Raw genomic sequence first — 24,753 nt, forward strand, 5'->3', positions numbered from 1 at the left:
TATAAAAGGGAGATGGGAATGCACTTGAAAAAACTGATGGCCGCCATGGTGGCGGTAGGGCTGGCATCGACGGCGCTGGCAGCGGAGGAGGAAAAACTGGCGCGCGTCGAAGTGACGGGTTCCAGCCTGAAGCGCATCAACGCGGAAACGGCGTCGCCCGTGCAGGTGATCAACGCCAAGCAGATCGAAAACATGGGCGCGCTCACCTTGCTGCAGGTGCTCGACAACCTGCCTGCGGCCCGTCCGGCGCAGCAGGACTTCCGCTCGATGTTCACGGGGTCGGACGGCGGCTCGCAGGCGAACTTGCGCGGCCTCGGTGCGCAGGGCACGCTGGTACTGTTGAATGGCCGCCGCCTGTCGTTCTACGGCGCGCCGGCCGGTTTCCAGACCATGTTCGTCAATATCGACGCCATTCCCGCCGCCGCCATCGAGCGCATGGAAATCCTGACGGACGGTGCGTCGGCCGTGTATGGCTCCGATGCCGTGGCCGGCGTCATCAACGTGATCACCAAGAAGTCGTATCAAGGGCTGGAGGCGCGCGCCAACGGCGAGTTTTCGCCCAGCGTGAAGGCGTACGGCGAACGCCAGGCCAGCGTGCTGTATGGCGTGGGCGACCTGGCCAGCGACGGCTACAACGTCTACGGTTCCGTCAACGTCTACCAGCGCGACCGCATCGCGCTGGCCGACACCTGGCAGAAGCGTCCCTCGTATTTTTATGTGAACAATCCCAATTTCATCCCGAACATGCGCGTGGGCGTGGGCAGCGAACCGGGCGTGATGAATCCGGGGACCTTCTTTGTCTTCGACAAGGCCAACAACAATGCGCGTACCCAGCGCGCCGCGCCCGGCTGCAACAACAGCATCACCGAGGCGTCGGGCACGCGCTGCGTGTGGAATGCGCTGCCCAACCAGCTCGACACGGGTCCCACCTCGGAACGCGCCACGGCCTACCTGAGCGGCCGGCTGAAGCTGGGCGGCGACATGGAAGCGTTCGCGGAAGGTGCGTTCACCCACATCAAGATGCGCGGCGAGAATGGCCCCTCCAGCTTCAACAGCGGCAGCACGAACAACTGGTTCGCGCGCAATACGGGCACTACCCTGAACACCTTCGCCACGCCTTTCCTGAGTCCGAACAACGTCTACCTGAAGGGCAAGCTCGATGCCGACATGGTGGCCAAGATGGGCGGCGCGGCGGGCCTGAATTATCTGCTGCAGGATGCCACGGGCCACTTCGGCCAGAAGAATGTCGATGAAAACTACCGCGCGCTCGTCGGCCTGCGCGGCAGCATCGGCGGCGGCTGGGATTTTGAAACGGCGCTCAGCGTGGCGGGCAGCCATTCCACCCTGTTCCAGACGGCGAACGTGAATATCAATGGCTTCAAGCAGGCGTTCGGCCCGTTCACGAAAGATCCCGTCAGCGGCCGCACATACATCTCCGACAATCCCGCCTACAAGTTCGGCGAAATCAGCGAAGCCAATGCGGCGCTGCTGCGTGCCGCCTATCCGACCTTCGCCATCGAATCCTGGACCAAATTGATGACCTGGGACGCCAAGCTCGAAGGCACCTTGTTCAAGCTGGGCGAGCGCGAAGTGCGCGCCGCCGTCGGCACCAACATCATGCGCGAGAGCTTCCTCACGCCCGGCAACGCGGATGCGGCCAATGGCCTGATCACGCAGCAGGGCGGTTCCTGGTTCGATGGCAAGCGCACCATCGCCGCCGTGTTTGGCGAAGTGGTGGTGCCGCTTTCCGACACGCTGGAGGTCAACGCGGCCGCGCGCCTGGACAAATATCCGCATTTCTCGGCTAACCTGGCGCCCAAGCTGGGCGTGATCTGGCGCGCGCGGCCCGACCTGATGCTGCGCGGGACGTATTCGGAGGGCTTCCGCGCGCCCAACCTGGCGGAAGCGGGTTCGGGCGGCGTCTTTGCGCAGGTGGGCGGCATCCGCGACACGGTGCGCTGCGATGAAACGAATGCCATGGCGCGCGCCCTGATGAAGTCCAGGGTGGCGACGGACGCGGACCTGGGCAAGAGCCTGCTCAATTCGAACTGCTCGACGACGGTGGGCGGCCTGACGCCGCCGAACCAGAACCTGCGTCCGGAAAAGGCCAAGATTTCCACCGTGGGCCTGGTCCTGCAGCCGGCCAAGGACGTGAGCATCTCCATCGATTACTGGTTCATCAACCGCCGCGACGAAATCGTGCGCCAGGACTTCAACGAACTGTTTACGGAACTGGTGGACAAGTACGGTCCGACCCTGGCCGGTACGTCCAGCGCCATCCGCAACGACTTGACGGACGCTGACCGGGGCAATATGGCGGCGGTGGCGGCCATGTGCGCCAATCCCGCCAACGCGGGCGTGTGCGCGGGCGGCGTGCCGGGCTACTCAGTGGGCAACCTGGGCGGCTTGATCAACTCGTATTCGAACCGCGGCCGCACCCTGATGGACGGCGTGGATATCGATGCGCGCACGCGCTTTGCGCTCGGCGACTGGGGCAAGCTGAGCACGGGCATCGCCGCCACCATCCGCAAGCGCGACACCCATGACAGCGAAGACGGCAGCGACATCAAGGGCAATACCGTCGGCTACTACGATTCGCCGCGCTACCGCGCCACCGTCAACGCCGACTGGAGCTACCGCAACTTCGTCAGCAGCGTCTTCATCAACTATTCGGGCAAGACGCGCTGGGCCTACGGCCCCTGGGACAAGGACAATACGCCGGAAAACTGCACCGCCGCCTCGGTATCGCTGCCGGCCGGCCAGTGCAAGGGCGCGCCGTCGTACACCACGGTGAACCTGGCCTTCAGCTGGAAGCCGGTCAAGAACCTGGACGTGGGCCTGAACGTGAAGAACGCGTTCAACAAGCAGCCGTACTACGACCCGAACGGCTGGGAAGGCTACAACCATAGCCAGGACCTGTTCGGCCGCCAGTTTGCCTTGTCGGCCAGCTACAAGTTCTTTTAAGGCGTGACGCCGCCCCGGCCTGCCAGCGGGCCGGGGCATTGTCATGAAAAGAAAAAGAAAACATTCCGAAATGCACAATACGAAAGATAAACGTAAGTGAAAGGTGATTGCCATGGCTTCTTTCGCGTTTTTCCATCAGGGTTGCCGTGCGGAATGTCCCCTGCGGGCCCCCTTATTGCCGATGTGTGTATCCGTCACGCCACGATAACGAAAGTTATTTGCCGCATCGTGGATTCAATCGAAAGATAAAACGGCTTTATTGCATCAATTTCCCATTAAATTGTCGCTTTAACTTTCTTTTTGTTGACGATACTTATTTTTCTTTTTAAAGTAATCCCAAGAAAACGAAAATCAGCCGAAACGGACTGATTTCCCGGAAGGGACGGCTGCCTGGCTCTCCCTTCCGACGCTCACCATAAAAATTGCATCCCCCCGACTTCGCCCTGGAGCGGGGAGGGCGCGTATAACCCTCGATATAGACGGAGAGACACATGCATACCACCCGACTCAAATTGCGCGACATCAGCCGCGCCGCCGCGATCGTGATCGCCCTGGCGGCCGGCGTGCCAGGCCAGGCCTGGGCACAGTCGAACGCCACCAGCACCATTTTCGGCGAAGTGAGCGCGCCCGCCGGCGCCACCGTGGTGCTGGAAAACCTGGCGACGGGCGTGCAGCGCACGCTGACGCCGGATACGTCGGGCCGCTATGTGGCCAACTCCATGCCGCCGGGCCGCTACGCGGTGCGCGTGCTGCGCGCCGGGGCGGTGGAAGCGTCGCAGGAAGTCGAAGCCCTGATCGGCGCGGGCGCCGAAGCGAACTTCGGCCCGGCCAGCGCGGCCGGCCCCGTGGGCCAGGAGCAGACCGTCGTCGTGAAGGCGTCGCGCAATCCGATCGACGTGTCGAACACCAACAATGGCGTGATCTTCACGGCCAAGGAATTGAAAGCGCTGCCAGTCGGCAATGACGTGGCCTCCATCGTGCAGCTGACGCCGGGCGTGTCGCGCGGCACCAACAGCGTGTACGGCAATGCGCCGTCGATCGGCGGCTCGGGCCAGTCGGAAAACGCGTTCTATGTCAACGGCTTCCCCATCACCAACATCCTGACCCAGGTGGGCGCGTCGGAACTGCCGTTTGGCGCGATCTCTAACCTGCAGGTGCTGTCGGGCGGCTACGGTTCCGAGTTTGGCCGCTCCACGGGCGGCGTGATCAACATCACCACCAAGAGCGGCGGCAACAAGGTCGAATTTGGCGGCAAGGTCTCCATCATTCCCCGTTCGCTGAAAGGCGAGCCGGAAAACACGTATTACCCGAACACGGGCGCCAATCCCAAGACGGACGGCAATCTGCTGTACTGGAACCGCGACAACGGCAGCACCAGCAAGGTGGTGGGCCTGTACGGCAGCGGTCCGCTGATCAAGAACAAGCTGTTCGCCTTCGTGGCGCTGGAACAGACGCGCACCGACAGCCAGGCCGTCGCCGCCACCGCCGACTCGGGCACGGCCCTGGCGCGCGGCTGGAGCACCAGCCAGAGCAAGGTGGACCGCATGACGGCCAAGCTCGATTTCAACCTGACGGACGACCATCACTTCGAATATACCAAGCTGTATGACCGCACGAAGACGGACAGCCAGGCGTATGGCTACAGCTACGCCACGCATGCGAGCAACGGCGTACAGGCAGGCAAGGGCGAGACGACGGTCAACTGCTGCGGCTCATCGGCCGCGCCCGGTGCCAACATCGACATCTTCAAATATACGGGCTACCTGACGGACAACCTGACCGTGACGGCCATGATGGGCGAATCGCGCACCTCGCACACGCGCACGCCGAATGGCTACAATCCGCTGCTGGCGCAAACGTCGTCGAACGCATCGACCCAGGTGCCGGGACTGAGCTATGCCAATCCGCAGACGGTGACGGGCACCCTGGTCGACCCGTCGTCGGAAGACCGCCAGAAAGCCAAGCGACTCGATCTCGAATACAAGCTGGGCAAGCATTCGCTGCGCGGCGGCATCGACCGCATCGACGTGGAATCGAAGGTGGGCCTGAGCCTGGCCGGCGGCTACCGCTGGAGCTACCAGCGCGCGACCGATCCGAACCGCCCGATCAACGGCGCGTTCGAGACGCCGGCCCAGGGCGGCGGCTACGGCACGCAGGGCTACTACGTCAGCAAGGACCTGAACGCCAACCTGGCGCGTCCGACCAGCGTGCAATCGGCGCAATACATCCAGGATCACTACCAGGTCACGGAACGAGTACTGCTGGACCTGGGCCTGCGCCGCGAACAGTTCACCAACTACAGCACCGATGGCGTGGCCTTCATTTCGCAGCGCAACATGATCGCCCCGCGCGTGGGCGCCACCTGGGATTACCTGGGCGACGGCACCCTGAAATTCTTCGCCAACGGCGGCCGCTACCACCTGCCGGTGCCGTCGAATTTGTCGAGCAACATGGCCAGCCCCTTCCTGGCCACCAGCGAGATGTACACCTACACGGGCGTCGATCCCGTCACGGGCGCGCCGACGGGCCTGCACGCGATCAGCAAGCCGTATTCGGCCAACAATGCGTATGGCCAGAGCCGCGATGCGCGCGAAGTGACGGCCATCGGCTTGAAGCCGCTGTCGCAGGATGAATTCTCGCTCGGTTTCGAACGCGCCCTGAGCAAGAAGCTGGTGGTGGGCGCCAGCGTCCTGTACCGCAAGCTGAACGACACCAACGACGACGTCTGCGACGCGCGTCCGCTGCAAGCCTGGGCCACGCGCAACAGCGTCGACACGAGCAACTGGGGCGGCTTCCAGTGCGCCATCATCAACCCGGGCCGCGACAACAGCCTGATGGTGGATTTCGACGACGGCAAGGGCTTGCGCCGCGTGGATATTTCGGCGGCCGAGTGGGGCAATCCGCTGCCATCGCGCACCTACCGCGCCCTGAACCTGTTCGTCGAGCACCCGTACACGAACGGCTGGTACGGCAAGCTGACCTACACCCTGTCTGCGCTGAAGGGCAATATGGAAGGCCAGACGGACAGCATCGGCGGCGGCGACGTGGGCCTGACGGTCAGCGACGACCACAAGGAACTGATGTACAACGCTTATGGCTACCTGCCGGGCGACCACCGCCATGCGTTCAAGGCCTACGGCTTCATGCAGGTGATTCCGGACGTGACGGTCGGCGCCAACCTGTCGCTGACCTCGGGCGCGCCGCGCAACTGCATCGGCGCGCTGCCCGATAACCTGAAGTTCGAGAACGACTACGGCGATTCCTACTTCTATTGCAATGGCAAGCCGGCGCCGCGCGGCAGCCAGGGCCGCCTGCCATGGCAAGCCCAGCTGGACATGAATCTGGCCTATACTCCCAGCGCCGTCAAGGGCCTGAGCCTGAAAGTGGACGTGTTCAATGTGTTCAACAGCCAGACCGTGACCCGCTATAACGAAACGCGCGAAGACCATGGCGCCATCGCCCGCAACTACCTGCAGGTGGCTGGCCGCACGGCGCCGCGTTCCGTGCGCTTCACGGCGGAATACACCTATTAAACTGCAACCGGCCCGCCGTGCGGCGGGCCGGCGACGATCATTACCAATGGAAGCGAGAAGAGACCAATGACGACACAATTCAATCGACGCAATTTCCTGTCCGCCAGCGCCGCGCTGGCCGGTGGCGCCTTGGCCGGCAGCGCCTTGCTGCCTGGCGAGGCCAACGCCGTACCTGCCGCCAGCCGCGACAAGGTCCGCCTGGGCCTGATCGGCACGGGCATGCGCGGCCAGGTGCTGCTGGCCGAACTGGTGCGCCGCGACGACGTGGAAGTGGTGGCCCTGTGCGATATCGAGCCGATCATGCTGAAACATGCGCTGGGCCAGGTAGAAAAGGCCGGCAAGCCGCGTCCGCGCACGTATGGCGAAGACCGCGACCAGAAAGCCTACAAGCGCATGTTGGACGCGGGCGGGCTCGATGGCGTGATCATCGCCACGCCGTGGGAATTCCACGCGCCGATGGCGATCGCCGCCATGCAGGCGAAGATCGCCGTCGGCTGTGAAGTGGTGGCCGGCATCACCCTGCAAGACCACTGGGATGTCCTGAACACCCAGCTGAAAACGGGCACGCCGTACATGTTGCTGGAAAACGTGTGCTACCGCCGCGACGTGATGGCGGCGCTGCAGATGGTGCGCGCGGGCCTGTTCGGCGAATTGCTGCACCTGCAGGGCGGCTACCAGCATGATTTGCGCGCCGTGAAATTCAACAGCGGCAATCCGGCCAAGCCGTATGGCGGCGGCGTGGAATTCGGAGAGAAGGGCTGGTCGGAAGCCCATTGGCGCACGCAGCACTCGGTCGAGCGCAACGGCGAACTGTATCCGAGCCATGGCATCGGCCCCTGCGCCATGTACACGAACATCAACCGCGGCAACCGTTTCACGCGCATCAACGCCTTCGCCACCAAGGCGCGCGGCTTGCATGACTACATCGTCAAGCAGCCGGGCGGCGCGCAGCATGCGAACGCCAAAGTGAAATTCAAGCTGGGCGACGTGGTCACCACCACACTGGCGTGCGAGAACGGCGAAACCATCATCCTGCAGCACGATACGAGTCTGCCGCGCCCGTATTCGCTGGGCTTCCGCGTGCAAGGCACGGACGGCCTGTGGATGGACCTGAACAATTCCATCCATATCGAAGGCGTCAGCAAGCCGCACCAGTGGGACGACTTCAAGGCTTACCAGGACAAGTATGAACACCCCGTATGGCGCAAGTATGCGGCGCAAGCCGAAGGCGCGGGCCACGGCGGCATGGACTTCTTCGTCATCCACGCCTTTGTCGAAGCCTTGAAGGCCAACGCGCCGATGCCGATCGATATCTACGATGCCGTGACGTGGAGCGCCATCACGCCGCTGTCCGAGCAGTCGATCGCCGCCAACTTCCAGACCCTGGACTTCCCGGACTTCACGGGCGGGCAGTGGAAATCGCGCAAGCCGATCTTCGCCCTCGACGGCAAGTACTAAGCCTTAACGACCCGCTACCGCACCAGTTGCCGTAGCGGGTTTTTTCTTTCCCGATCCGTTTTTCAACCGCGGCGCAGGCGCGCAGGCCCTTGTTCGTCCGCCGCAAGCCGTACCACACCAGGAGACGTTGATGAAACACACAAGTTCATTGCTCTTTGCATTCCTTCCCGCCATGCCGATGCTGCTGGCGGCCTGCGGCGGCGCCACCGCCACCGGCTCGGGCGGCACCGCCTTGCTGGCCGCCACCGTGGCCGCGCCCGCCACTTCCGCCACCGTGGAACTGGCCGGCAACGCCTTCATCACGAGCGGGAATGAGGGCGCCGTCATCAACGAGCGTGGCCTGGCCGGCTGGAGCAATCCCGATGCCGTCGCCAGCACGTATTTCCGCGTGGCCGAGGCGGGACCCGTGCAGGTGGCGCTCGACGCCAGCCTGGCCGATGGCGGCAACAGCACCATCCGCGTGAAGATCAACGGCACGCCGTTCGACGTCAAGCTGGCCGGCAAGGAACGCAAGACCTATGCCGTCGGCACGGTGAACGTGGCGGCGGCCGGCTATGTGAAGGTCGACTTGCAGGGGCTGTCCCGGGTCAAGGAAACGTTCGGCGACGTTGCGGCGTTGAAGGTGACGTCGAACGCGGCGCTGACCTACGCCAACGACCCCGCCAATTACTACTGGTCGCGGCGCGGCCCGTCCGTGCACATGGGCTATACGGTGCCGGCCAATACCGAGTATTTTTATAACGAGATGACGATCCCCGTCGGCCAGGATGCCATCGGCTCCTACTTCATGGCCAACGGCTTTGGCCAGGGCTACATGGGCATCCAGGTGAAATCGCCGAGCGAGCGCTGGATACTGTTTTCCGTGTGGGATGCCGACAATGGCGCGAAAACCACCCTGGTCAGCAAGGGTGCCGGCGTGGTCGACAATGCGTTCGGCGGCGAGGGCACGGGCGGGCAGACCTATCTGTCGTATAACTGGGCGGCCGGCACGACCTACCGTTTCATCACGCGCGCGCGGCCCGACGGCAATGGCGGCAGCGATTACTCGGCCTGGTTCTTTGCGCCGGAAACGGGCAAGTGGCGCTACATCGCCACCTGGAAGCGGCCGGCGATTTCCACGTATTTGACGCGCGTGCATTCCTTCCTCGAGAATTTCATCGATACCCTGGGCTACACGGAGCGCCGCGTCCAGTTCGGCAACCAGTGGGCGAGGAACGTTGCCGGCACCTGGTCGGAAGTGACGGCGGGGCGTTTCACGGGCGACGCCACGGCCACCAATGCGCAGCGCATGGATTACGCGGGCGGCGTGGAGAACGGCAAGTTCTACTTGCATAACGGCGGCTTCTTTGCCGATTACGTGAAGACCAGCCAGAACTTCACGCGCCCCGCGACAGGCCGGGCGCCCGCCATCGATGTGAACACCTTGCCGATGCAATAGGCGTGGCTTCTTAGCCCGGCCGCTTGCCCACCATCGCTTCGATGCCGCGATAGTAGGTGAGCGGCCGGTCTATCGTCACGCCCATCAATGCCGCCGCCTGGATGATATCGTCTGTATCGCGCCGGTACACCACCAGCGCATCCATTTCGTCGGTGCCGTTGCCGTCGATCTGGATCAGCTCATAGCCGCCTTCTTCCACGGCGCGCTGCGCCAGTTCCGTATCGAGCCACTCGAAATAGGGCAGTGCGCTATTGTCACTGTCCTTGAGCAGTTCGTAAGGAAAGTCCGGGAATTCGTCGAACATGTCCTGTATCTGTTCGTGCAGCTCATCGAGCTTGTCGCTCGACGCCATATAACCGCCCAGGTGCGAGAGGATCGCGACCGCGTAGGCTTGCGCATCGCTGTCGATCCACTCGTCGCGTGGCGCGGAGGGCGCGGCGGTGATGGTGGCGACGGCCTCGTCGAGCTCCTCGCCTTCGAGGTCACCGCAGGTCAGCTTGGTCAGCAGTTCAGATAGCAGCATGGTTGCCTTTCAATGGGGCGGCATGGCCCGGATGGCCAGCGCGTGCATGATGTTGTTAATACTATCATCGCCGTGCGGCTTGCCGCGTTCTGCAGAAATCGTACTGCGCCCTTTGCCTACTTATCAACTAGACATTTTCTTGTCAAGCGGATACACTAAAAATATTTCCATGTGGAAATATTTTTCGATGCCCAGGCAGGCACAGGTGCGCTTGCCGCCCTTTGCCCATTAATCGTTACCCATTTTCTTCATTTCATCCAGGATCATCCATGTTTGTCCGAACCACCATGCTGCGCGCGCTGGCGTGCGCCGTCTTGCTGCCTGCGCTGTTGTCCGGCTGCGTCACCGGCCACAATAGCGCGCCTGCGTTTAACTACACGACCCCCGACCCTGCCAAGGGCGTTGTCGTCGGCACCGTGTTCGAGCGCGCCGTCTTCGAGGCGCATGGCGCCAGATTCGGCATTGTCAGCAGCGACCTTGCCACCAACAAGGACAAAGATCTGTGGTTATCCAGCCATGCTCCCGCCGGCCAGGTCTCCTTGCAGAATGTCGCGCCAAAAGTGCCTACGGGCAAGGGCAGTACTTTTGCGCTGCAGCTGACGCCGGGACGCTACCGCATCCTCATCTGGCTGCTTGACTATGGAAGCAGGTCCAAGTACTCCGAATCGTCGCCGAAGGCGATCGAGTTTGACGTCGTGGCTGGCAAGGTCATCTACCTGGGACGTCTGGATGCCAACCGTTTCCTGGAAGTGGCTTCGATACACGACAATTTCGAGGAAGATATCGTCTATCTGAAGAAAAATCCCTTGCTGGCCAATGCCAGCATCGAGAACAAGGCGCTCGAGGTGCGTGAATGGTGGCTAAAGGACGCCACTGGCAAGAAACTTCTGGAAAGAAACCGCGTCAACTAAGCAGGTGCAGGGCGCGCCGCGCGCGTCACGAGCCTTCCTGACGACCGTGGCCAAGGGCGTGCTCGGCACTCTGTACTGCCGGCGCGACCCTGCGCTACATGTTTTGACGCATCAAAGCGGCCAGGCCTGCTTGGTGACGGCCACAGCGACGATGTAGGCGAAGACCAGCACGGCGAGCGCGAAGGCGGCGCCGCGCACGGCCGGCGTCTTGCCTCGCTTCAGGGCGATGGTGCCCAGCACGATGTAGGCCACCAGCGCGCACAGTTTGGCGGCCAGCCACGGCTGGCTGCCCGGCGACTGGCCGCTCCACACGGCCAGGGCGATGGCGCTGGCCAGCAGGGCCGTGTCGATCAGGTGCGGCAGGATCTTTACCCAGCGCTGCTGCAAGGCGGGCGAGGCGCGCAGCATCCAGGCGCCGCGCAACAGGAAAAGACTGCCGCTGGCGGTGGCGCAGCCCATGTGGAAATGTTTGAGGCTCAGATAATCCATGCGTGATGTGGTGGCGTTGATTGATGGTGGCGCCAGCATAGCCGCCTTTGGCCTCCCGCACCATACGCCGTCGGGATGAGACGGGCCTAAGGCAGGAATTTCACGTAGACGAGTTCAGGATCGCCCTCATCGAGATGGTCGATCTGGCCGCTGCGCACGAAGCCCGCGCTGGCGAACAGCCGTTGCGCGGCCAGGTTCGACTGGTTCGTCGAGGTGAACAGTTTGGCCGTCGTGCACGCGTCCGCGGCGGCCGCCAGCAGGCGCCGTCCCACGCCGCAGCGCTGCTGCGCGGGCGAGACCACCACCAGCGAGACAAAACCGTGGCCAAAGAAGTCGTCGTGCGTGAGCACATAGCCGGCCACCTGGCCCGCCCGGATGGTCACCTGGCATCGGCCCTGGCCGACGGCGGCGCGCACGGCCTCGCCACGCTCCGGGTGCGCCTGCGCATAGGTGTCGCAGGCGAGCATGGCGTCGACGTCGCCAGGGCGCGCCACGCGGGTGATGACGCGGTCTGTATCGTGCAGGTTCTCCATGTCGCTCCTTTTCTCCTGGCGCCGAGTGTGCCAAAAATGCGCCGGTTTGTAAAACACCCGCCATCCAGGCTAGGCCCGCCCCGCGCCATCTAGTCACTTTTGCCGATGCGGCTATCCAGATTGCCTTTCCAGAATCACCCTGTGGCCGATAGTGCCTTTCGCCGCTGCCACGTAAGCTGGTCGGGACGGCTGGCCAGACGGCCAGTGCATTCATGGAGAAACATCGTGGCTACCCTAGATGGCACTAAGAACAACAGTATTAACAAGGCAGTCGAACCGGGCATGCGGCGCAAGCAGGCGTCCGTATTGATCAGCAGTACCTTCGCATTTACCATCTGCTTTGCGGTCTGGATGATGTTTGCCGTACTGGGCATCCCCATCAAGACCAGCCTGGGCTTGACTGAAACGCAATTCGGCCTGCTGGCCGCCATGCCCGTGCTGACGGGCTCCCTCGTGCGCGTGCCGCTGGGCATCTGGACGGACAAATACGGTGGACGCCGCGTCTTCTTCTGGCTGATGCTCGCCAGCGTGGTGCCGATCTACCTGATCTCCTACGCCACCGCCTACTGGCATTTCCTCGTGCTGGGCATGTTCGTCGGTCTGGCGGGCGGCTCGTTTTCCGTCGGCACGCCGTACGTGGCGCGCTGGTATGAGAAGGAACGCCGCGGCCTGGCGATGGGCATCTTCGGCGCCGGCAACTCCGGTTCCGCGCTGACCAAGTTCGTCGCGCCGGGCATCGTCGCCGCCTTCGGCTGGCAGATGCTGCCCAAGGTGTATGCGGTGGCCATGCTGGCCACGGCCATCCTCTTCTGGCTGTTTTCGTACACGGACAAATCGCACCTGGCGCCATCGGGCGAAAGCTTTTCCGCGCAGATGAAGGTGTTGAAGGACCCGCGTGTGTGGCGCTACTGCCAGTACTACTCGGTGGTATTCGGCGGCTACGTGGCGCTGGCCCTGTGGATGACGAAGTACTACGTGGCCGAATACGGTTTTGATCTGAAGCACGCGGCGCTGCTGGCCGCCTGCTTCTCGCTGCCGGGCGGCGTGCTGCGCGCGCTGGGCGGCTGGATATCCGACAAATACGGTGCGGCGAAAGTCACCTGGGCCGTGATGTGGGTGTGCTGGGTGTGCTTCTTCCTGCTGTCGTATCCGCAAACGCAGATGGTTGTGGAAACCGTTACGGGACCGCTGGCCTTCCATATCGGCCTGTCGCCGCTGTGGTTCACCGTGCTGCTGTTCATCGTCGGCATCGCCATGGCTGTCGGCAAGGCATCCGTCTTCAAGTTCATCGGCGATGATTTTTCCGACAACATCGGCGCCGTCTCGGGCGTGGTGGGTCTGGCCGGCGGCCTGGGCGGCTTCATCCTGCCCGTGATGTTCGGCGCCCTGGTGGACTTTACGGGTGTGCGTTCGAGCTCCTTCATGCTCCTGTACGGCACCGTTTGCGTTTCCCTCGTCTGGATGCATTTCTCGTTCAAGCCGCAGCGCGCGGCACCCATCAATCAACCCGCAGGAGTACTGCTGTGAGCAAACCAATGAGCCGCTATATGATCAATACCTGGGAGCCGGAAACGCCGAGCTTCTGGCAAAACACGGGCAAGGCCACGGCCGCGCGCAATCTGTGGATCTCGATTCCCGCGCTGCTGCTGGCGTTCGCCGTGTGGATGGTGTGGAGCGTGGTGGTGGTCAACCTGCCCAACATCGGCTTCACCTACAGTAACAACCAGCTGTTCTGGCTGACGGCCTTGCCGGGCCTGTCCGGCGCCACCTTGCGCATCTTTTACTCGTTCATGGTGCCGATCTTTGGCGGCCGGCGCTGGACGGCCATTTCCACGGGCTCGCTGCTGATTCCCGCCATCGGCATCGGCCTGGCCGTGCAGGACGTGAACACGGGCTACCCGACCATGCTGATCCTGGCGCTGCTGTGCGGCTTCGGCGGCGGCAATTTCGCCTCGTCGATGGCCAACATCAGCTTTTTCTACCCGAAGGCCAGCAAGGGCTTCGCGCTGGGCATGAACGCGGGCCTGGGCAACTTGGGCGTGTCGGTGGTGCAGTTCGTCGTGCCGCTGGTGATCACGTTTGCCGTCTTTGGCGCCTGGGGCGGCGATTCGCTCACCTGGGTGAAAAATGGCGTGAGCAAGCAGATGTGGCTGCAAAACGCGGGCTTCATCTGGGTGCCGTTCATCGCGCTGTCCACTTTGCTGGCCTGGTTCGGCATGAATGACCTGGCATCGGCCAAGGCTTCGTTTTCCGAACAGGCCGTGATCTTCAGGCGCAAGCACAACTGGCTCATGTGCTGGCTGTACACGGGTACCTTCGGCTCCTTCATCGGTTACTCGGCCGCGTTCCCGCTGCTGATCAAGATCCAATTCCCCGACGTGAACCCGCTCGATTACGCCTTCCTGGGACCGTTGGTCGGCGCCCTGGCGAGGGTCGCCGGCGGCGTGATTTCCGACAAACTGGGCGGCGCCCGCGTCACCCTGTGGTCGTTCCTCTTGATGATAGGCGCCGTGCTGGGCGTGCTGTACTTCATGCCGCAGGCCGGCGTGGGTGGGAGCTTCAATGGCTTCTTCTGGATGTTCATGCTGCTGTTCGCCGGCACGGGCATCGGCAATGCCTCGACCTTCCGCATGATCCCCGTGATCTTCCTGACGGAGCACCAGCGCGCGGCCGCCGGCAAGGGCAAGGCGGCGCAGGAACAAGCGATCGTCGACGCCAACAAGGAAGGTGCCGCCGTGCTGGGCTTCACGTCCGCCGTGGCGGCCTACGGCGCCTTCTTCATCCCGAAAAGCTACGGCACCTCGATTGCGCTGACGGGCAGTCCCGACGCGGCCCTGTGGTGCTTCATCGGCTTTTATGTCAGCTGCATCGCCATCACCTGGTGGTGCTATGCGCGCAAGAATGCGCCGATGCCTTGCTGAAGCTGGAACGTCTGGCAAGTCATGCTTGCCGGGCGCTGTATGAGTACGAGAGGTAGAAATGGAAGAACTGGAAAAATTCGTCAACGGCTTCAGCCTGTTTCAGCAGCAATATTTCAGCGAGCCGCAAACCTTGTACGACAGCCTGCGCGACGGGCAGCGGCCTTCGACCTTGCTGATCGGCTGCTGCGATTCGCGGGTCGATCCCATGCTGCTGACGGGCAGCGACCCGGGCGACATGTTCGTCGTGCGCAATATCGCCAACCTGGTGCCGCCGTGCACGCCCGACGCGCCGCCCGGCGTCAGTTCGGCCATCGAGTTCGCCGTCTGCAAGCTGGAAGTGGCCAGGGTCATCGTGCTGGGCCATGCGCGCTGCGGCGGCATCCGCGCGCTGCTGGAACCGCAGCCGCGCGCGGAAGGGCAGGAAACGGACTTCGTGGGACAGTGGATGCGCATCGCCGAACCCGTGGCGCAGCGGGTGCGGCGCGAGCTGGCGCACCGCTCGTCGGAGGAACAGCACCATGCGTGCGAACTGGCCAGCATCCTGCAGTCGCTGGACAACCTGCTGACCTACCCGTGGCTCAAGCGCCGGGTGGAGCAGGGCGTATTGAAACTGCATGGCTGGTATTTCGACATCGACAGCGGGGCGCTGATGGCCTATTCGGCGCGCCAGCAGCAGTTTTTGCCGCTGGTCTGCCCGATAGAACGGGCGCGCCATCTGCATGAGCGCCCTTGGCCGGATGCGGCCAGGTAATCCGAAACGTGCCGCCAACAATGTGTCGGATTACGCTACGCTAATCCGACCTGCATCTGGTAGGTCGGATTAGGCGGGGCCGCCGAGGCCGCAGGCCGTAATCCGACAACTTCCCTCAGCTAAAACGCAATAAATCCCCGCTGCGGTCGAACGCCAGCAGGCTGTCGATGCGGCCTTGCTCGATCGCCGTCACCATGGCGCGCAGGGGCGCCTCGCATTCCTGCGCGGCGGGCGGCTGGCCTTCGCGACCCGCCAGTCCCGCCACGAAGACCACGTCCCAGTGCGTCTGCATCTGTTTCGACTCCTCCTTCAATGTCTCGAAGCTGCCCAGTTCCTCGGGCAGCTTGTCGGCGCACATCACGGGCGTGAGGGACCTGCCCTGGCCGCCAGGCTGGGCCTGCGCCTGGGTGAACGTGAACAGCAGGCGCTGCGGCTGCTCCTGGTTGCGGGCGCTGCGCAGCAGGCTGGCGTAATCGGTAATCGGCATGGTGCTCTTTCTCTGAGTTGAACGATGCCGACAGGTATACCGCAGCACGGTCGCGGCGCCCATAGGCAATAGTGACTATCCGGGTGACTACGCGCCTATGCATTCCTGGTGCCGGAAACCGACTTCTTGCCAATACCGCCGCGCAGGGCGCGTCGATAGACTGTTTGTATCGACGCGTGGGCCATCCGGCTTGCAGCGTTTTTATGACCTGGCGCCGCTCCTGCGGCGCAATGTGGAGGTAGCATGAGTCACTTTCTGGACCGTCTTAAATTTTTTAGCAAGCCCGCCGAGCCGTTCTCGAACGGCCATGGCACCGTGGTCGATGAAGACCGCACCTGGGAAAACGCCTACCGCCAGCGCTGGCAGCACGACAAGATCGTGCGCTCCACGCATGGCGTGAACTGTACCGGCTCGTGCAGCTGGAAGGTGTACGTCAAGAATGGCCTGATCACCTGGGAAACCCAGCAAACCGACTACCCGCGCACGCGGCCCGACCTGCCCAACCACGAACCGCGCGGTTGCCCGCGCGGCGCCAGCTATTCCTGGTACGTGTATTCGGCCCAGCGCGTGAAATACCCGATGGTGCGCGGCCGGCTGATGGAAATGTGGCGCGAAGCGCGCAAGACCATGGACCCCGTCACGGCCTGGGACTGGATCAGCCAGGACCCCGTGCGCTCGCAGCAGTACAAATCCATCCGCGGCCTGGGCGGCTTCGTGCGCGCCACGTGGGAAGAATCGAATGAAATCATCGCCGCCGCGAACGCGCTGACGATCAAGAAATACGGCCCGGACCGCATCGTCGGCTTCTCGCCGATTCCCGCCATGTCCATGGTCAGCTATGCCTCCGGCACGCGCTACCTGTCGCTGATCGGCGGCGTGGCCCTGAGCTTCTACGACTGGTACTGCGACTTGCCGCCGGCCAGCCCGCAAGTGTGGGGCGAGCAGACGGACGTGCCGGAATCGGCCGACTGGTACAACTCGACCTATCTGATGGTGTGGGGCTCGAACGTGCCGATGACGCGCACGCCCGACGCCCACTTCTACACGGAAGTGCGCTACAAGGGCACGAAAACCGTGGCCATCTCGCCCGACTACGGCGAAATGGTGAAGTTCGGCGACATCTGGCTGGCGCCGAAACAGGGCACCGATGCGGCGCTGGCGCTGGCCATGGGCCACGTCATCCTCAAGGAGTTCCACTCGGAAGGCCAGAGCGCCTACTTCCGCGACTATGCGCGCCAGTACACGGACTTCCCCATGCTGGTGCTGCTCAAGGAGCATAACGGCACCCTGGTGCCCGATTACTTCCTGCGCGCCTCGCACCTGGACAACAACCTCGACGAAACCAACAACCCGGAATGGAAGACCCTCGTCATCGACGAAACCACGGGTGCGATTACCGCGCCGGCCGGCTCCATCGGCTTCCGCTGGGGCGAATCGGGCAAATGGAACCTGGAACAGAAGGCCGGCGGCAGCGGCGCGCCCATCGTGCCGATGCTTTCCATGATCAACGACAGCGACGCCGTCACGGAAGTGGGTTTCGCCTACTTCGGCGGCAAGGACGCGTCCGACATGCTGCTGCGCAAGGTGCCGGTGAAAACCATCCGCCTTGCCGACGGCACGACGGGCCTCGTCACCACCGTGTTCGACCTGACCCTGGCCAACTACGGCATCGACCGTGGCCTCGGCGGCGCCAATGTCGCCGAAAGCTATGACGACGACGTGCCGTACACCCCCGCATGGCAGGAAAAGCACACGGGCGTGAAACGCGCCGACGTCATCACTGTGGCGCGCCAGTTCGCGGAAAACGCGGACCAGACGCGCGGCAAGAGCATGGTCATCGTGGGCGCCGGCCTGAATCACTGGTACCACATGGACATGACGTATCGGGGCATCATCAACATGCTGATGATGTGCGGCTGTATCGGCCAGTCGGGCGGCGGCTGGGCCCATTACGTGGGCCAGGAAAAACTGCGTCCGCAAACGGGCTGGACGCCGCTGGCCTTCGCCCAGGACTGGGTGCGCCCGATGCGCCAGATGAACGGCACCTCGTTCTTCTATGCCCACACGAGCCAGTGGCGCCACGAAAAGCTGGAGACGGGCGACATCGCCTCGCCATCGGCGGCCGGCGGCACGGGCGACCTGACCCTGCTCGATTACAACGCCAAGGCCGAGCGCATGGGCTGGCTGCCATCGGCGCCGCAGCTGCAGACCAATCCGCTCGAGGTGGCCAGGGCCGCCAAGGCGGCAGGGCAGGCGCCGGCCGCGTATGCGCTCGACCAGATCAAGGCGGGCCAGCTGCAGTTCTCGTGCGACGATCCGGACAACCCGGCCAACTTCCCGCGCAATATGTTCGTCTGGCGCTCGAACATCCTGGGCAGCTCGGGCAAGGGCCACGAGTACTTCCTGAAATACCTGCTGGGCACGCAGAACGGCTTGCTCAGCGACGAAGACGACTGCATCACGCCGAAACAGGTGAAAGTGCGCCCGGCCGCCGAAGGCAAGCTCGATCTGCTGGTGGTGCTGGACTTCCGCATGTCGACCACCTGCCTGTATGGCGACGTGGTGCTGCCGACGGCCACCTGGTATGAAAAAGACGATCTGAATACGTCGGACATGCACCCGTTCATCCACCCGCTGTCCGAAGCCGTGCAGCCGCTGTGGCAATCGAAGTCGGACTGGGAAATCTACAAGGGGCTGGCCGAGAAGTTCTCGGAAATCGGCGGCGAGCTGCTGGGCACCCAGCAAGACATCATCCTCACCCCGCTGATGCACGATACCCCGGGCGAACTGGGCCAGCCCTTCGATCCCAAGGACTGGCGCGCCGGCGAATGCGATGCGATTCCCGGCAAGACCATGCCGAACATGACGGTGGTCGAGCGCAATTACCGCGACGTCTACAAGAAGTTCACCTCGATCGGACCGCTGCTGGAAACCATCGGCAATGGCGGCAAGGGCATTTCCTGGAAAACGGGCCATGAAGTCGAGGTCCTGCGCGGCATCAACCGCACGGTGCTCGATGAAGGCGTGTCGAAGGGCCAGCCGCGCCTCCATACGGCCATCGATGCGGCCGAGATGATCCTGTCGCTGGCGCCGGAAACGAATGGCCACGTGGCCGTCAAGGCCTGGGCCGCGCTGTCCGCCATCACGGGACGCGAGCATACGCACCTGGCGCTGCCGCGCGAGCATGACAGCATCCGCTTCCGCGACGTGCAGGCGCAGCCGCGCAAGATCATTTCCTCGCCCACCTGGTCGGGCCTGGAAAGCGAGGAAGTCAGCTACACGGCCGGCTATACCAACGTGCATGAACTGATCCCATGGCGCACCCTGACGGGCCGCCAGCAGTTCTACCAGGATCACCTGTGGATGCGCGATTTCGGCGAAGGGCTGTGCGTGTACAAGCCGGCGATCAACACGAAGACGACGGAAGCGCTGCTGGGCACCAAGCCGAACGGCAACAAGGAACTGGCGCTGAACTTTTTGACGCCGCACCAGAAGTGGGGCATCCACTCCACGTATTCGGACAACCTGCGCATGCTGACCCTGTCGCGCGGCGGACCGCACGTGTGGCTCTCGGAAACCGACGCGAAGACGGCCGGCATCGTCGACAACGACTGGATCGAGGTCTTCAATGTGAACGGCAGCCTGACGGCGCGCGCCATCGTCAGCCAGCGCATCCCGGCCGGCATGACGATGATGTACCACGCCCAGGAAAAGATCATCAACGTGCCTGGCGCGGAGATGACGGGCAAGCGGGGCGGCATCCATAACTCGGTGACGCGCGCCGTGCCCAAGCCGACGCACATGATCGGCGGCTACGCCCAGCTGGCCTACGGCTTCAATTATTACGGCACGGTGGGCTCCAACCGCGATGAATTCGTATTGGTGCGCAAGATGAACAAGGTCGACTGGCTCGAAGGCCCGTTGCAGGAAGAAGGAGCATAGTATGAAAATCAGAGCGCAAATCGGCATGGTGCTGAACCTGGACAAGTGCATCGGCTGCCACACCTGTTCCGTCACCTGCAAGAACGTGTGGACCAGCCGCGACGGCGTCGAATACGCATGGTTCAACAACGTGGAGACGAAACCGGGCATCGGCTATCCGAAGCAGTGGGAAAACCAGGACAAGTGGAATGGCGGCTGGCGCCGCACGGACTCTGGCAAGATCGAGCCGCGCCAGGGCAGCCGTCTGAAGATCCTGGCCAATATCTTCGCCAACCCGAACCTGCCCGCCATCGACGAGTACTACGAGCCGTTCACCTACGACTACGAGCACCTGCAAAGCGCGCCCCTGTCGCAGACGCCGCCGACGGCCCGTCCGATCTCCGTGCTGACGGGGAAAAAGATGGAGAAAATCGAGTGGGGCCCGAACTGGGAAGATGACCTGGGCGGCGAGTTTGCCCAGCGCAGCAAGGACAAGCTGTTCGACAACATGCAGAAGGAGATGTACGGCACGTTCGAAAACACCTTCATGATGTATCTGCCGCGCCTGTGCGAGCATTGCCTCAATCCGACGTGCGTGGCGTCTTGCCCGTCCGGTTCCGTGTACAAGCGCGAAGACGACGGCATCGTGCTGATCGACCAGGACAAGTGCCGCGGCTGGCGCATGTGCATCTCCGGTTGCCCATACAAGAAGATTTACTACAATTGGTCGTCCGGCAAGGCGGAGAAGTGCACCTTCTGCTTCCCCCGCATCGAAGCCGGCCAGCCTACCGTGTGCTCGGAAACGTGCGTGGGCCGCATCCGCTACCTGGGCGTGCTGCTGTACGACGCTGACAAGATCGAGGCTGCAGCCTCCGTGCCGCAGGAGCAGGACCTGTACCAGGCGCAATTGGGCCTGTTCCTCGACCCGCACGACCCGGCGATCATCGCCGAGGCGCGCCGCCAGGGCATCCCGGACCTGTGGCTCGATGCTGCCGTCAAGTCGCCCGTCTACAAGATGGCCGTCGAGTGGAAGGTGGCGTTCCCGCTGCATCCGGAATACCGCACCTTGCCGATGGTGTGGTACGTGCCGCCGCTGTCGCCGATCCAGGCGGCCGCCGAATCGGGCAAGCTGGGCGTGAACGGCATGCTGCCGGACACCCAAAGCCTGCGCATTCCCGTGCAGTACCTGGCCAATCTGCTGACGGCCGGCGACCAGCCGCCCATCGTCACGGCGCTGGACCGCATGCTGGCCATGCGTGCCTACATGCGCAGCAAGACGGTCGAGAAGGTGGAAAACCTCACGGTCCTCAAGCAAGTGGGATTGACCAAGGCGCAGGTGGAGGACATGTACCACATCATGGCCATCGCCAACTACGAAGACCGTTTCGTCATCCCCAGCAGCCACAAGGAAATGGCCGAGGACAGCTTCAACGAGAAGGGTTCGTGCGGCTTCAGCTTCGGCAACGGCTGCTCGGACGGCAGCAGCGAACCGACCTTGTTCGGCAAGAAAAAACACGGTTCGGCCATCTTCATGCAGATGCCGAAGTCGCGCAAAACGGCGCCAGGCGCCTAAGGAACCGATATGAACAACGCTATGCATCACTATCAAATCCTCTCGCGCCTGCTGCTGTACCCGGAGCCGGAGCTGATCGCCCACCTGCCGCAGCTCGAGGCCGCGCTGGCGGCCGTGCCGGAGCAGCACGCGCTGCTGCGGCCCTTGCTGGCGCACCTGGAAAGCAGCAGCCTGATCGACCTGCAGCAGCAGTACGTGGCCACCTTCGACCGCAATCCGTCGCACTCGCTGCACCTGTTCGAGCATATCCACGGCGAATCGCGCGACCGGGGCCAGGCCATGGTCGACCTGATGGAGGAATACAAGCGCCACGGCCTGCAGATGGTGGGCGACGACTTGCCCGACTTCGTGCCCCTGTTCCTGGAGTTCCTGGCGCAGCTCGACGAGGAAGTCTCGGCGCCGCTGCTGGGCGACGCAGTCCACGTGCTGGCGCACATCGGCCGCAAGCTGATGGCCAACGGCAGCCCGTATGCGCCCGTCTTCACGGTGCTCGAACGCCTGAGCCCTGTGGCGGCCGAAATGCTGGCCGAACCGCCGGTGCGCGACATGGATGAAGCGCTGGAAACCTTCGGTCCCGGTGCGGACGGCGTCGAGCCGCTGCTGCGCCAAGGTCCGGGCCAGGTCGCCGGCGGCGTCCATCCCGTGCATTTTCACCCGCAGCCGCGGCGCGCCGCTTGAATCGCGTCCGCATGAGGAGAGTACATCATGAGTAATTATTTGCATCAATTTGTGTATGGCATTTATCCATACATCGCGCTGGCCATCTTTTTCCTGGGCAGCCTGATCCGTTTCGACCGCGAGCAATACACGTGGAAGTCCGATTCCAGCCAGCTGCTGCACCGTGGCAGCCTGCGCCTGGGCAATATCCTGTTCCACATCGGCATCATCGGCCTGCTGTTCGGCCATGCGGCCGGCTTGCTCACCCCGGTCTGGGTGTGGGACACGCTGGGTGTGTCGCATAGCCTGAAACAGGGCGTGGCCATGGCGGCCGGCGGCGTGATGGGCGGCCTGTGCCTGGCCGGCATGCTGATCCTGCTGGCGCGCCGCTTCGGCAATGCACGGCTGCGCGCCGTCACCACGGCCGGCGACAAGCTGGTGATGGTGTGGATTTTGCTGACCTTGCTGCTGGGTCTGTCGTCGATCTTCGTCTCGGCTTCGCACATGGACGGCCACATGATGGTCTTGCTGATGAACTGGGCGCAGCACATCGTCACCTTGCGCGGTGACGCGGCCAGCTTCATCGTCGACGCACCGCTGGTGTTCAAGCTGCACCTGTTCATGGGCATGTCGCTGTTCGTCATCTTTCCGTTCACCCGTCTGGTGCACGTATGGAGCGGCTTTGGCGCCATCGGATACCTGGGCCGCGCTTACCAGTTAGTTCGCCGTCGTTAAGAAAGGAACAATATCATGGGAATCTCCGTCAATGGTATCGATATCGACGATGCCGACATCGCGCAGGAACTGCCGCATCACGACGGTGCCGGCAATCCGCTGAAACAGGCCGTGCATGAACTGGTGCTGCGCCGGCTGCTGCTGGCCGAGGCCGAACGCCTCGGCGTGCAGGGCCGCAGCGATGACGACCGCATCGAGGCGCTGTTTGCGCAGGAAGTGCGCGTGCCGCCCGCCGACGATGCGGCTTGCCGCACCTTGTATGCGCAGCGCCCGCAGCTGTTTCGCAGCGGGGCGCTGGTCGAGGCGCGCCACATCCTGTTCCAGGTGACGCCGGAGGCGCCCCTGGAGCTGCTGCGCACGACGGCGCAAGCCGTGCTCGATGCCCTGAAACTGGCGCCCGAGCGCTTCGGCGAACTGGCGGCGCAGTATTCGAACTGTCCGTCCGGCGCCCTGGGCGGTAGCCTGGGCCAGCTGTCGCCGGGCCAGAGCGTGCCGGAATTCGACGCCCTCGTGTTCCGCCTGGAGGCGGGCGCGCTGGCCGGCCATTTGCTGGAAACGCGCTTCGGCTACCACATCGTGCAGGTGCTGCGCCGGGTCGAAGGCCAGGCCATACCGTACGAAGCGGTGCAGGCGCAGATCGCCGACCGCCTGGCGCGGGCGGCGTGGCAGCGCGCCGTGCACCAGTATCTGCACCTGCTGGTGGGGCGGGCCGAGATCGCCGGTATCGAGCTCGAAGGCACAGCCAGTCCGTTGGTGCAATAGTCCGGAAGGCGTAGGCCGCTAGGCCTTCTGGGGCACAGCCAGATCGTGTCCCAGCCTTTACAATCAAGGAAGAATCAGGAGTAGCGTCATGGGTAGCGTCAAGTTGCAGGACCGTTTTGGCCGTGCTATCGATTATGTGCGGCTGTCCGTCACCGACCGCTGCGATCTGCGCTGCAGTTATTGCATGCCCAAGGGCTTTCGCGGTTTCGAGGAACCGAAGGACTGGCTGACGTTCGACGAGATCGAGCGCCTGCTGGGTATTTTCGTGCGCCTCGGCACGCGCCGCGTGCGCCTGACGGGCGGCGAGCCCCTGTTGCGGCGCAACCTGCCCGAGCTGGCGCAAAGGCTGTCCGCGCTGCCCGGCATGCAGGATCTGTCGCTGTCGACCAACGCCACCCAATTGGGCAAGCACGCCGTGGCTTTGCGCGCGGCGGGCGTGGACCGCATCAACGTCAGCCTCGATTCGCTCGACCGCGCCTGCATGCAGCAGATCACGGGGCGCGACAGCCTGCAGCCTATTCTGGACGGCCTGATGGCGGGCAAGGCGGCCGGTTTCGACCCGATCAAGATCAATATGGTGGCCATGCGCGGCATCAACGACGGCCAGATCGAGGCCATGGCGGCCTTCTGCATCGAGCAGCAGTTCATCCTGCGCCTGATCGAAGCCATGCCGATGGGCAGCACGGGCCGCAATGCCAGCTACATGCCGCTGGGCCCCGTGCGCGAACGCCTGGCGGCCCGCTTCGGCCTGGTGCCGCAGGCGATGGAACTCGGTGGCGGGCCGGCGCGCTACATGGCGACCCCTGATGGACGCGCGAGCATCGGTTTTATTACGCCCATGTCGCAGCATTTTTGCGCCACCTGCAACCGCGTGCGCCTGTCCGTCGACGGCACCCTGTATTTGTGCCTGGGACAGGAAGAGAAATTCGCGTTTGGCCCCATGCTGCGTGGCGGGGCCACGGATGCGCAGATCGAAGCGGCGATCCGCGCCGCCATCGAACTCAAGCCGCAGCAGCATGATTTCAATACGCAGCCGGACAAGATTATCCGTTTTATGGCCCAAACCGGAGGCTGAACGGGGCGGTGCCAAGTAAAGG

Annotated in this window: 18 protein-coding genes; 14 read left to right on the plus strand and 4 right to left on the minus strand. The window is 63.5% G+C overall.

Annotation, left to right across the window (positions count from 1 at the left end; translation table 11 throughout):
• Nucleotides 1-18 precede the first annotated feature (18 nt).
• The 4 genes from ACQ4WQ_RS09560 (at nt 19) to ACQ4WQ_RS09575 (ending at nt 9,393) form a co-directional block, all read left to right on the plus strand.
• Complete coding sequence (locus ACQ4WQ_RS09560) at nt 19-2,964, plus strand: TonB-dependent receptor plug domain-containing protein (protein ID WP_436496496.1); 2,946 nt, start codon at nt 19-21, stop codon at nt 2,962-2,964.
• Nucleotides 2,965-3,455: 491 nt separating this feature from the next.
• Nucleotides 3,456-6,497: a TonB-dependent receptor gene (locus ACQ4WQ_RS09565; RefSeq protein WP_436496498.1), complete on the plus strand. Its 3,042-nt coding sequence runs from the start codon at nt 3,456-3,458 to the stop codon at nt 6,495-6,497.
• A gap of 66 nt (nt 6,498-6,563) precedes the next feature.
• On the plus strand, nt 6,564-7,955 hold the full coding sequence (locus ACQ4WQ_RS09570; protein WP_436496500.1) for a Gfo/Idh/MocA family protein: 1,392 nt from the start codon (nt 6,564-6,566) through the stop codon (nt 7,953-7,955).
• A 130-nt stretch (nt 7,956-8,085) separates the two neighbouring features.
• Nucleotides 8,086-9,393, plus strand: a complete 1,308-nt coding sequence (locus tag ACQ4WQ_RS09575; protein ID WP_436496502.1) for a DUF3472 domain-containing protein — start codon at nt 8,086-8,088, stop codon at nt 9,391-9,393.
• 10 nt (nt 9,394-9,403) lie between these two features.
• On the opposite strand, the gene ACQ4WQ_RS09580 is transcribed toward ACQ4WQ_RS09575, so the two are convergent.
• Complete coding sequence (locus tag ACQ4WQ_RS09580; RefSeq protein ID WP_436496504.1) at nt 9,404-9,916, minus strand: hypothetical protein; 513 nt, start codon at nt 9,914-9,916, stop codon at nt 9,404-9,406.
• Between the two features lie 269 nt (nt 9,917-10,185).
• Here ACQ4WQ_RS09580 and ACQ4WQ_RS09585 point away from each other — a divergent pair, with 269 nt between their 5' ends.
• Nucleotides 10,186-10,827, plus strand: a complete 642-nt coding sequence (locus ACQ4WQ_RS09585) for a hypothetical protein (protein WP_436496506.1) — start codon at nt 10,186-10,188, stop codon at nt 10,825-10,827.
• A 111-nt stretch (nt 10,828-10,938) separates the two neighbouring features.
• On the opposite strand, the gene ACQ4WQ_RS09590 is transcribed toward ACQ4WQ_RS09585, so the two are convergent.
• Together ACQ4WQ_RS09590 and ACQ4WQ_RS09595 are read right to left on the minus strand one after the other, a co-directional pair.
• Entirely contained in the window at nt 10,939-11,316 is a 378-nt protein-coding gene (locus ACQ4WQ_RS09590; RefSeq protein WP_436496508.1) for a SirB2 family protein, read from the minus strand.
• Between the two features lie 86 nt (nt 11,317-11,402).
• Nucleotides 11,403-11,849 (minus strand): GNAT family N-acetyltransferase, encoded by a 447-nt coding sequence (locus tag ACQ4WQ_RS09595; protein WP_436496510.1) that lies wholly within the window; start codon nt 11,847-11,849, stop codon nt 11,403-11,405.
• A 282-nt stretch (nt 11,850-12,131) separates the two neighbouring features.
• On the opposite strand from ACQ4WQ_RS09595, the gene ACQ4WQ_RS09600 reads away from it, so the two are divergent.
• From ACQ4WQ_RS09600 to ACQ4WQ_RS09610, 3 genes are read left to right on the plus strand one after another with little or no spacing between them, the layout of a single operon-like run.
• The gene (locus tag ACQ4WQ_RS09600; protein WP_436497385.1) at nt 12,132-13,376 is read left to right on the plus strand and encodes an MFS transporter; all 1,245 of its coding nucleotides are present in this window, start codon (nt 12,132-12,134) and stop codon (nt 13,374-13,376) included.
• Nucleotides 13,377-13,384: 8 nt separating this feature from the next.
• Nucleotides 13,385-14,770: a NarK family nitrate/nitrite MFS transporter gene (locus ACQ4WQ_RS09605; protein WP_436497387.1), complete on the plus strand. Its 1,386-nt coding sequence runs from the start codon at nt 13,385-13,387 to the stop codon at nt 14,768-14,770.
• 58 nt (nt 14,771-14,828) lie between these two features.
• Nucleotides 14,829-15,521 (plus strand): carbonic anhydrase, encoded by a 693-nt coding sequence (locus ACQ4WQ_RS09610; protein ID WP_436496512.1) that lies wholly within the window; start codon nt 14,829-14,831, stop codon nt 15,519-15,521.
• 115 nt (nt 15,522-15,636) lie between these two features.
• Here the strand turns inward: ACQ4WQ_RS09610 and ACQ4WQ_RS09615 are convergent, their stop codons facing one another.
• The gene (locus ACQ4WQ_RS09615; protein ID WP_436496514.1) at nt 15,637-16,008 is read right to left on the minus strand and encodes a ribonucleotide reductase subunit alpha; all 372 of its coding nucleotides are present in this window, start codon (nt 16,006-16,008) and stop codon (nt 15,637-15,639) included.
• Between the two features lie 243 nt (nt 16,009-16,251).
• On the opposite strand from ACQ4WQ_RS09615, the gene ACQ4WQ_RS09620 reads away from it, so the two are divergent.
• The 6 genes from ACQ4WQ_RS09620 to moaA all read left to right on the plus strand — a co-directional run bounded on the left by ACQ4WQ_RS09620 (nt 16,252) and on the right by moaA (nt 24,731).
• Nucleotides 16,252-19,950 carry a nitrate reductase subunit alpha gene (locus tag ACQ4WQ_RS09620; protein WP_436496516.1) on the plus strand — a complete coding sequence of 1,233 codons (3,699 nt, stop codon included), beginning with the start codon at nt 16,252-16,254 and terminating at the stop codon, nt 19,948-19,950.
• A 1-nt stretch (nt 19,951) separates the two neighbouring features.
• Nucleotides 19,952-21,502 carry a nitrate reductase subunit beta gene (narH, locus tag ACQ4WQ_RS09625; RefSeq protein ID WP_436496518.1) on the plus strand — a complete coding sequence of 517 codons (1,551 nt, stop codon included), beginning with the start codon at nt 19,952-19,954 and terminating at the stop codon, nt 21,500-21,502.
• A gap of 9 nt (nt 21,503-21,511) precedes the next feature.
• Entirely contained in the window at nt 21,512-22,180 is a 669-nt protein-coding gene (narJ, locus tag ACQ4WQ_RS09630; protein WP_436496520.1) for a nitrate reductase molybdenum cofactor assembly chaperone, read from the plus strand.
• A gap of 27 nt (nt 22,181-22,207) precedes the next feature.
• A complete protein-coding gene (gene narI / locus ACQ4WQ_RS09635) occupies nt 22,208-22,894 on the plus strand; it encodes a respiratory nitrate reductase subunit gamma (RefSeq protein WP_436496522.1) in 687 nt (228 codons plus the stop codon).
• A 15-nt stretch (nt 22,895-22,909) separates the two neighbouring features.
• Complete coding sequence (locus ACQ4WQ_RS09640) at nt 22,910-23,656, plus strand: peptidylprolyl isomerase (RefSeq protein WP_436496524.1); 747 nt, start codon at nt 22,910-22,912, stop codon at nt 23,654-23,656.
• Between the two features lie 88 nt (nt 23,657-23,744).
• A complete protein-coding gene (moaA, locus tag ACQ4WQ_RS09645; RefSeq protein ID WP_436496525.1) occupies nt 23,745-24,731 on the plus strand; it encodes a GTP 3',8-cyclase MoaA in 987 nt (328 codons plus the stop codon).
• Nucleotides 24,732-24,753 lie beyond the last annotated feature (22 nt).

It is taken from the genome of Janthinobacterium goodfellowi, assembly GCF_051380695.1.
Taxonomy (GTDB): domain Bacteria; phylum Pseudomonadota; class Gammaproteobacteria; order Burkholderiales; family Burkholderiaceae_D; genus Janthinobacterium.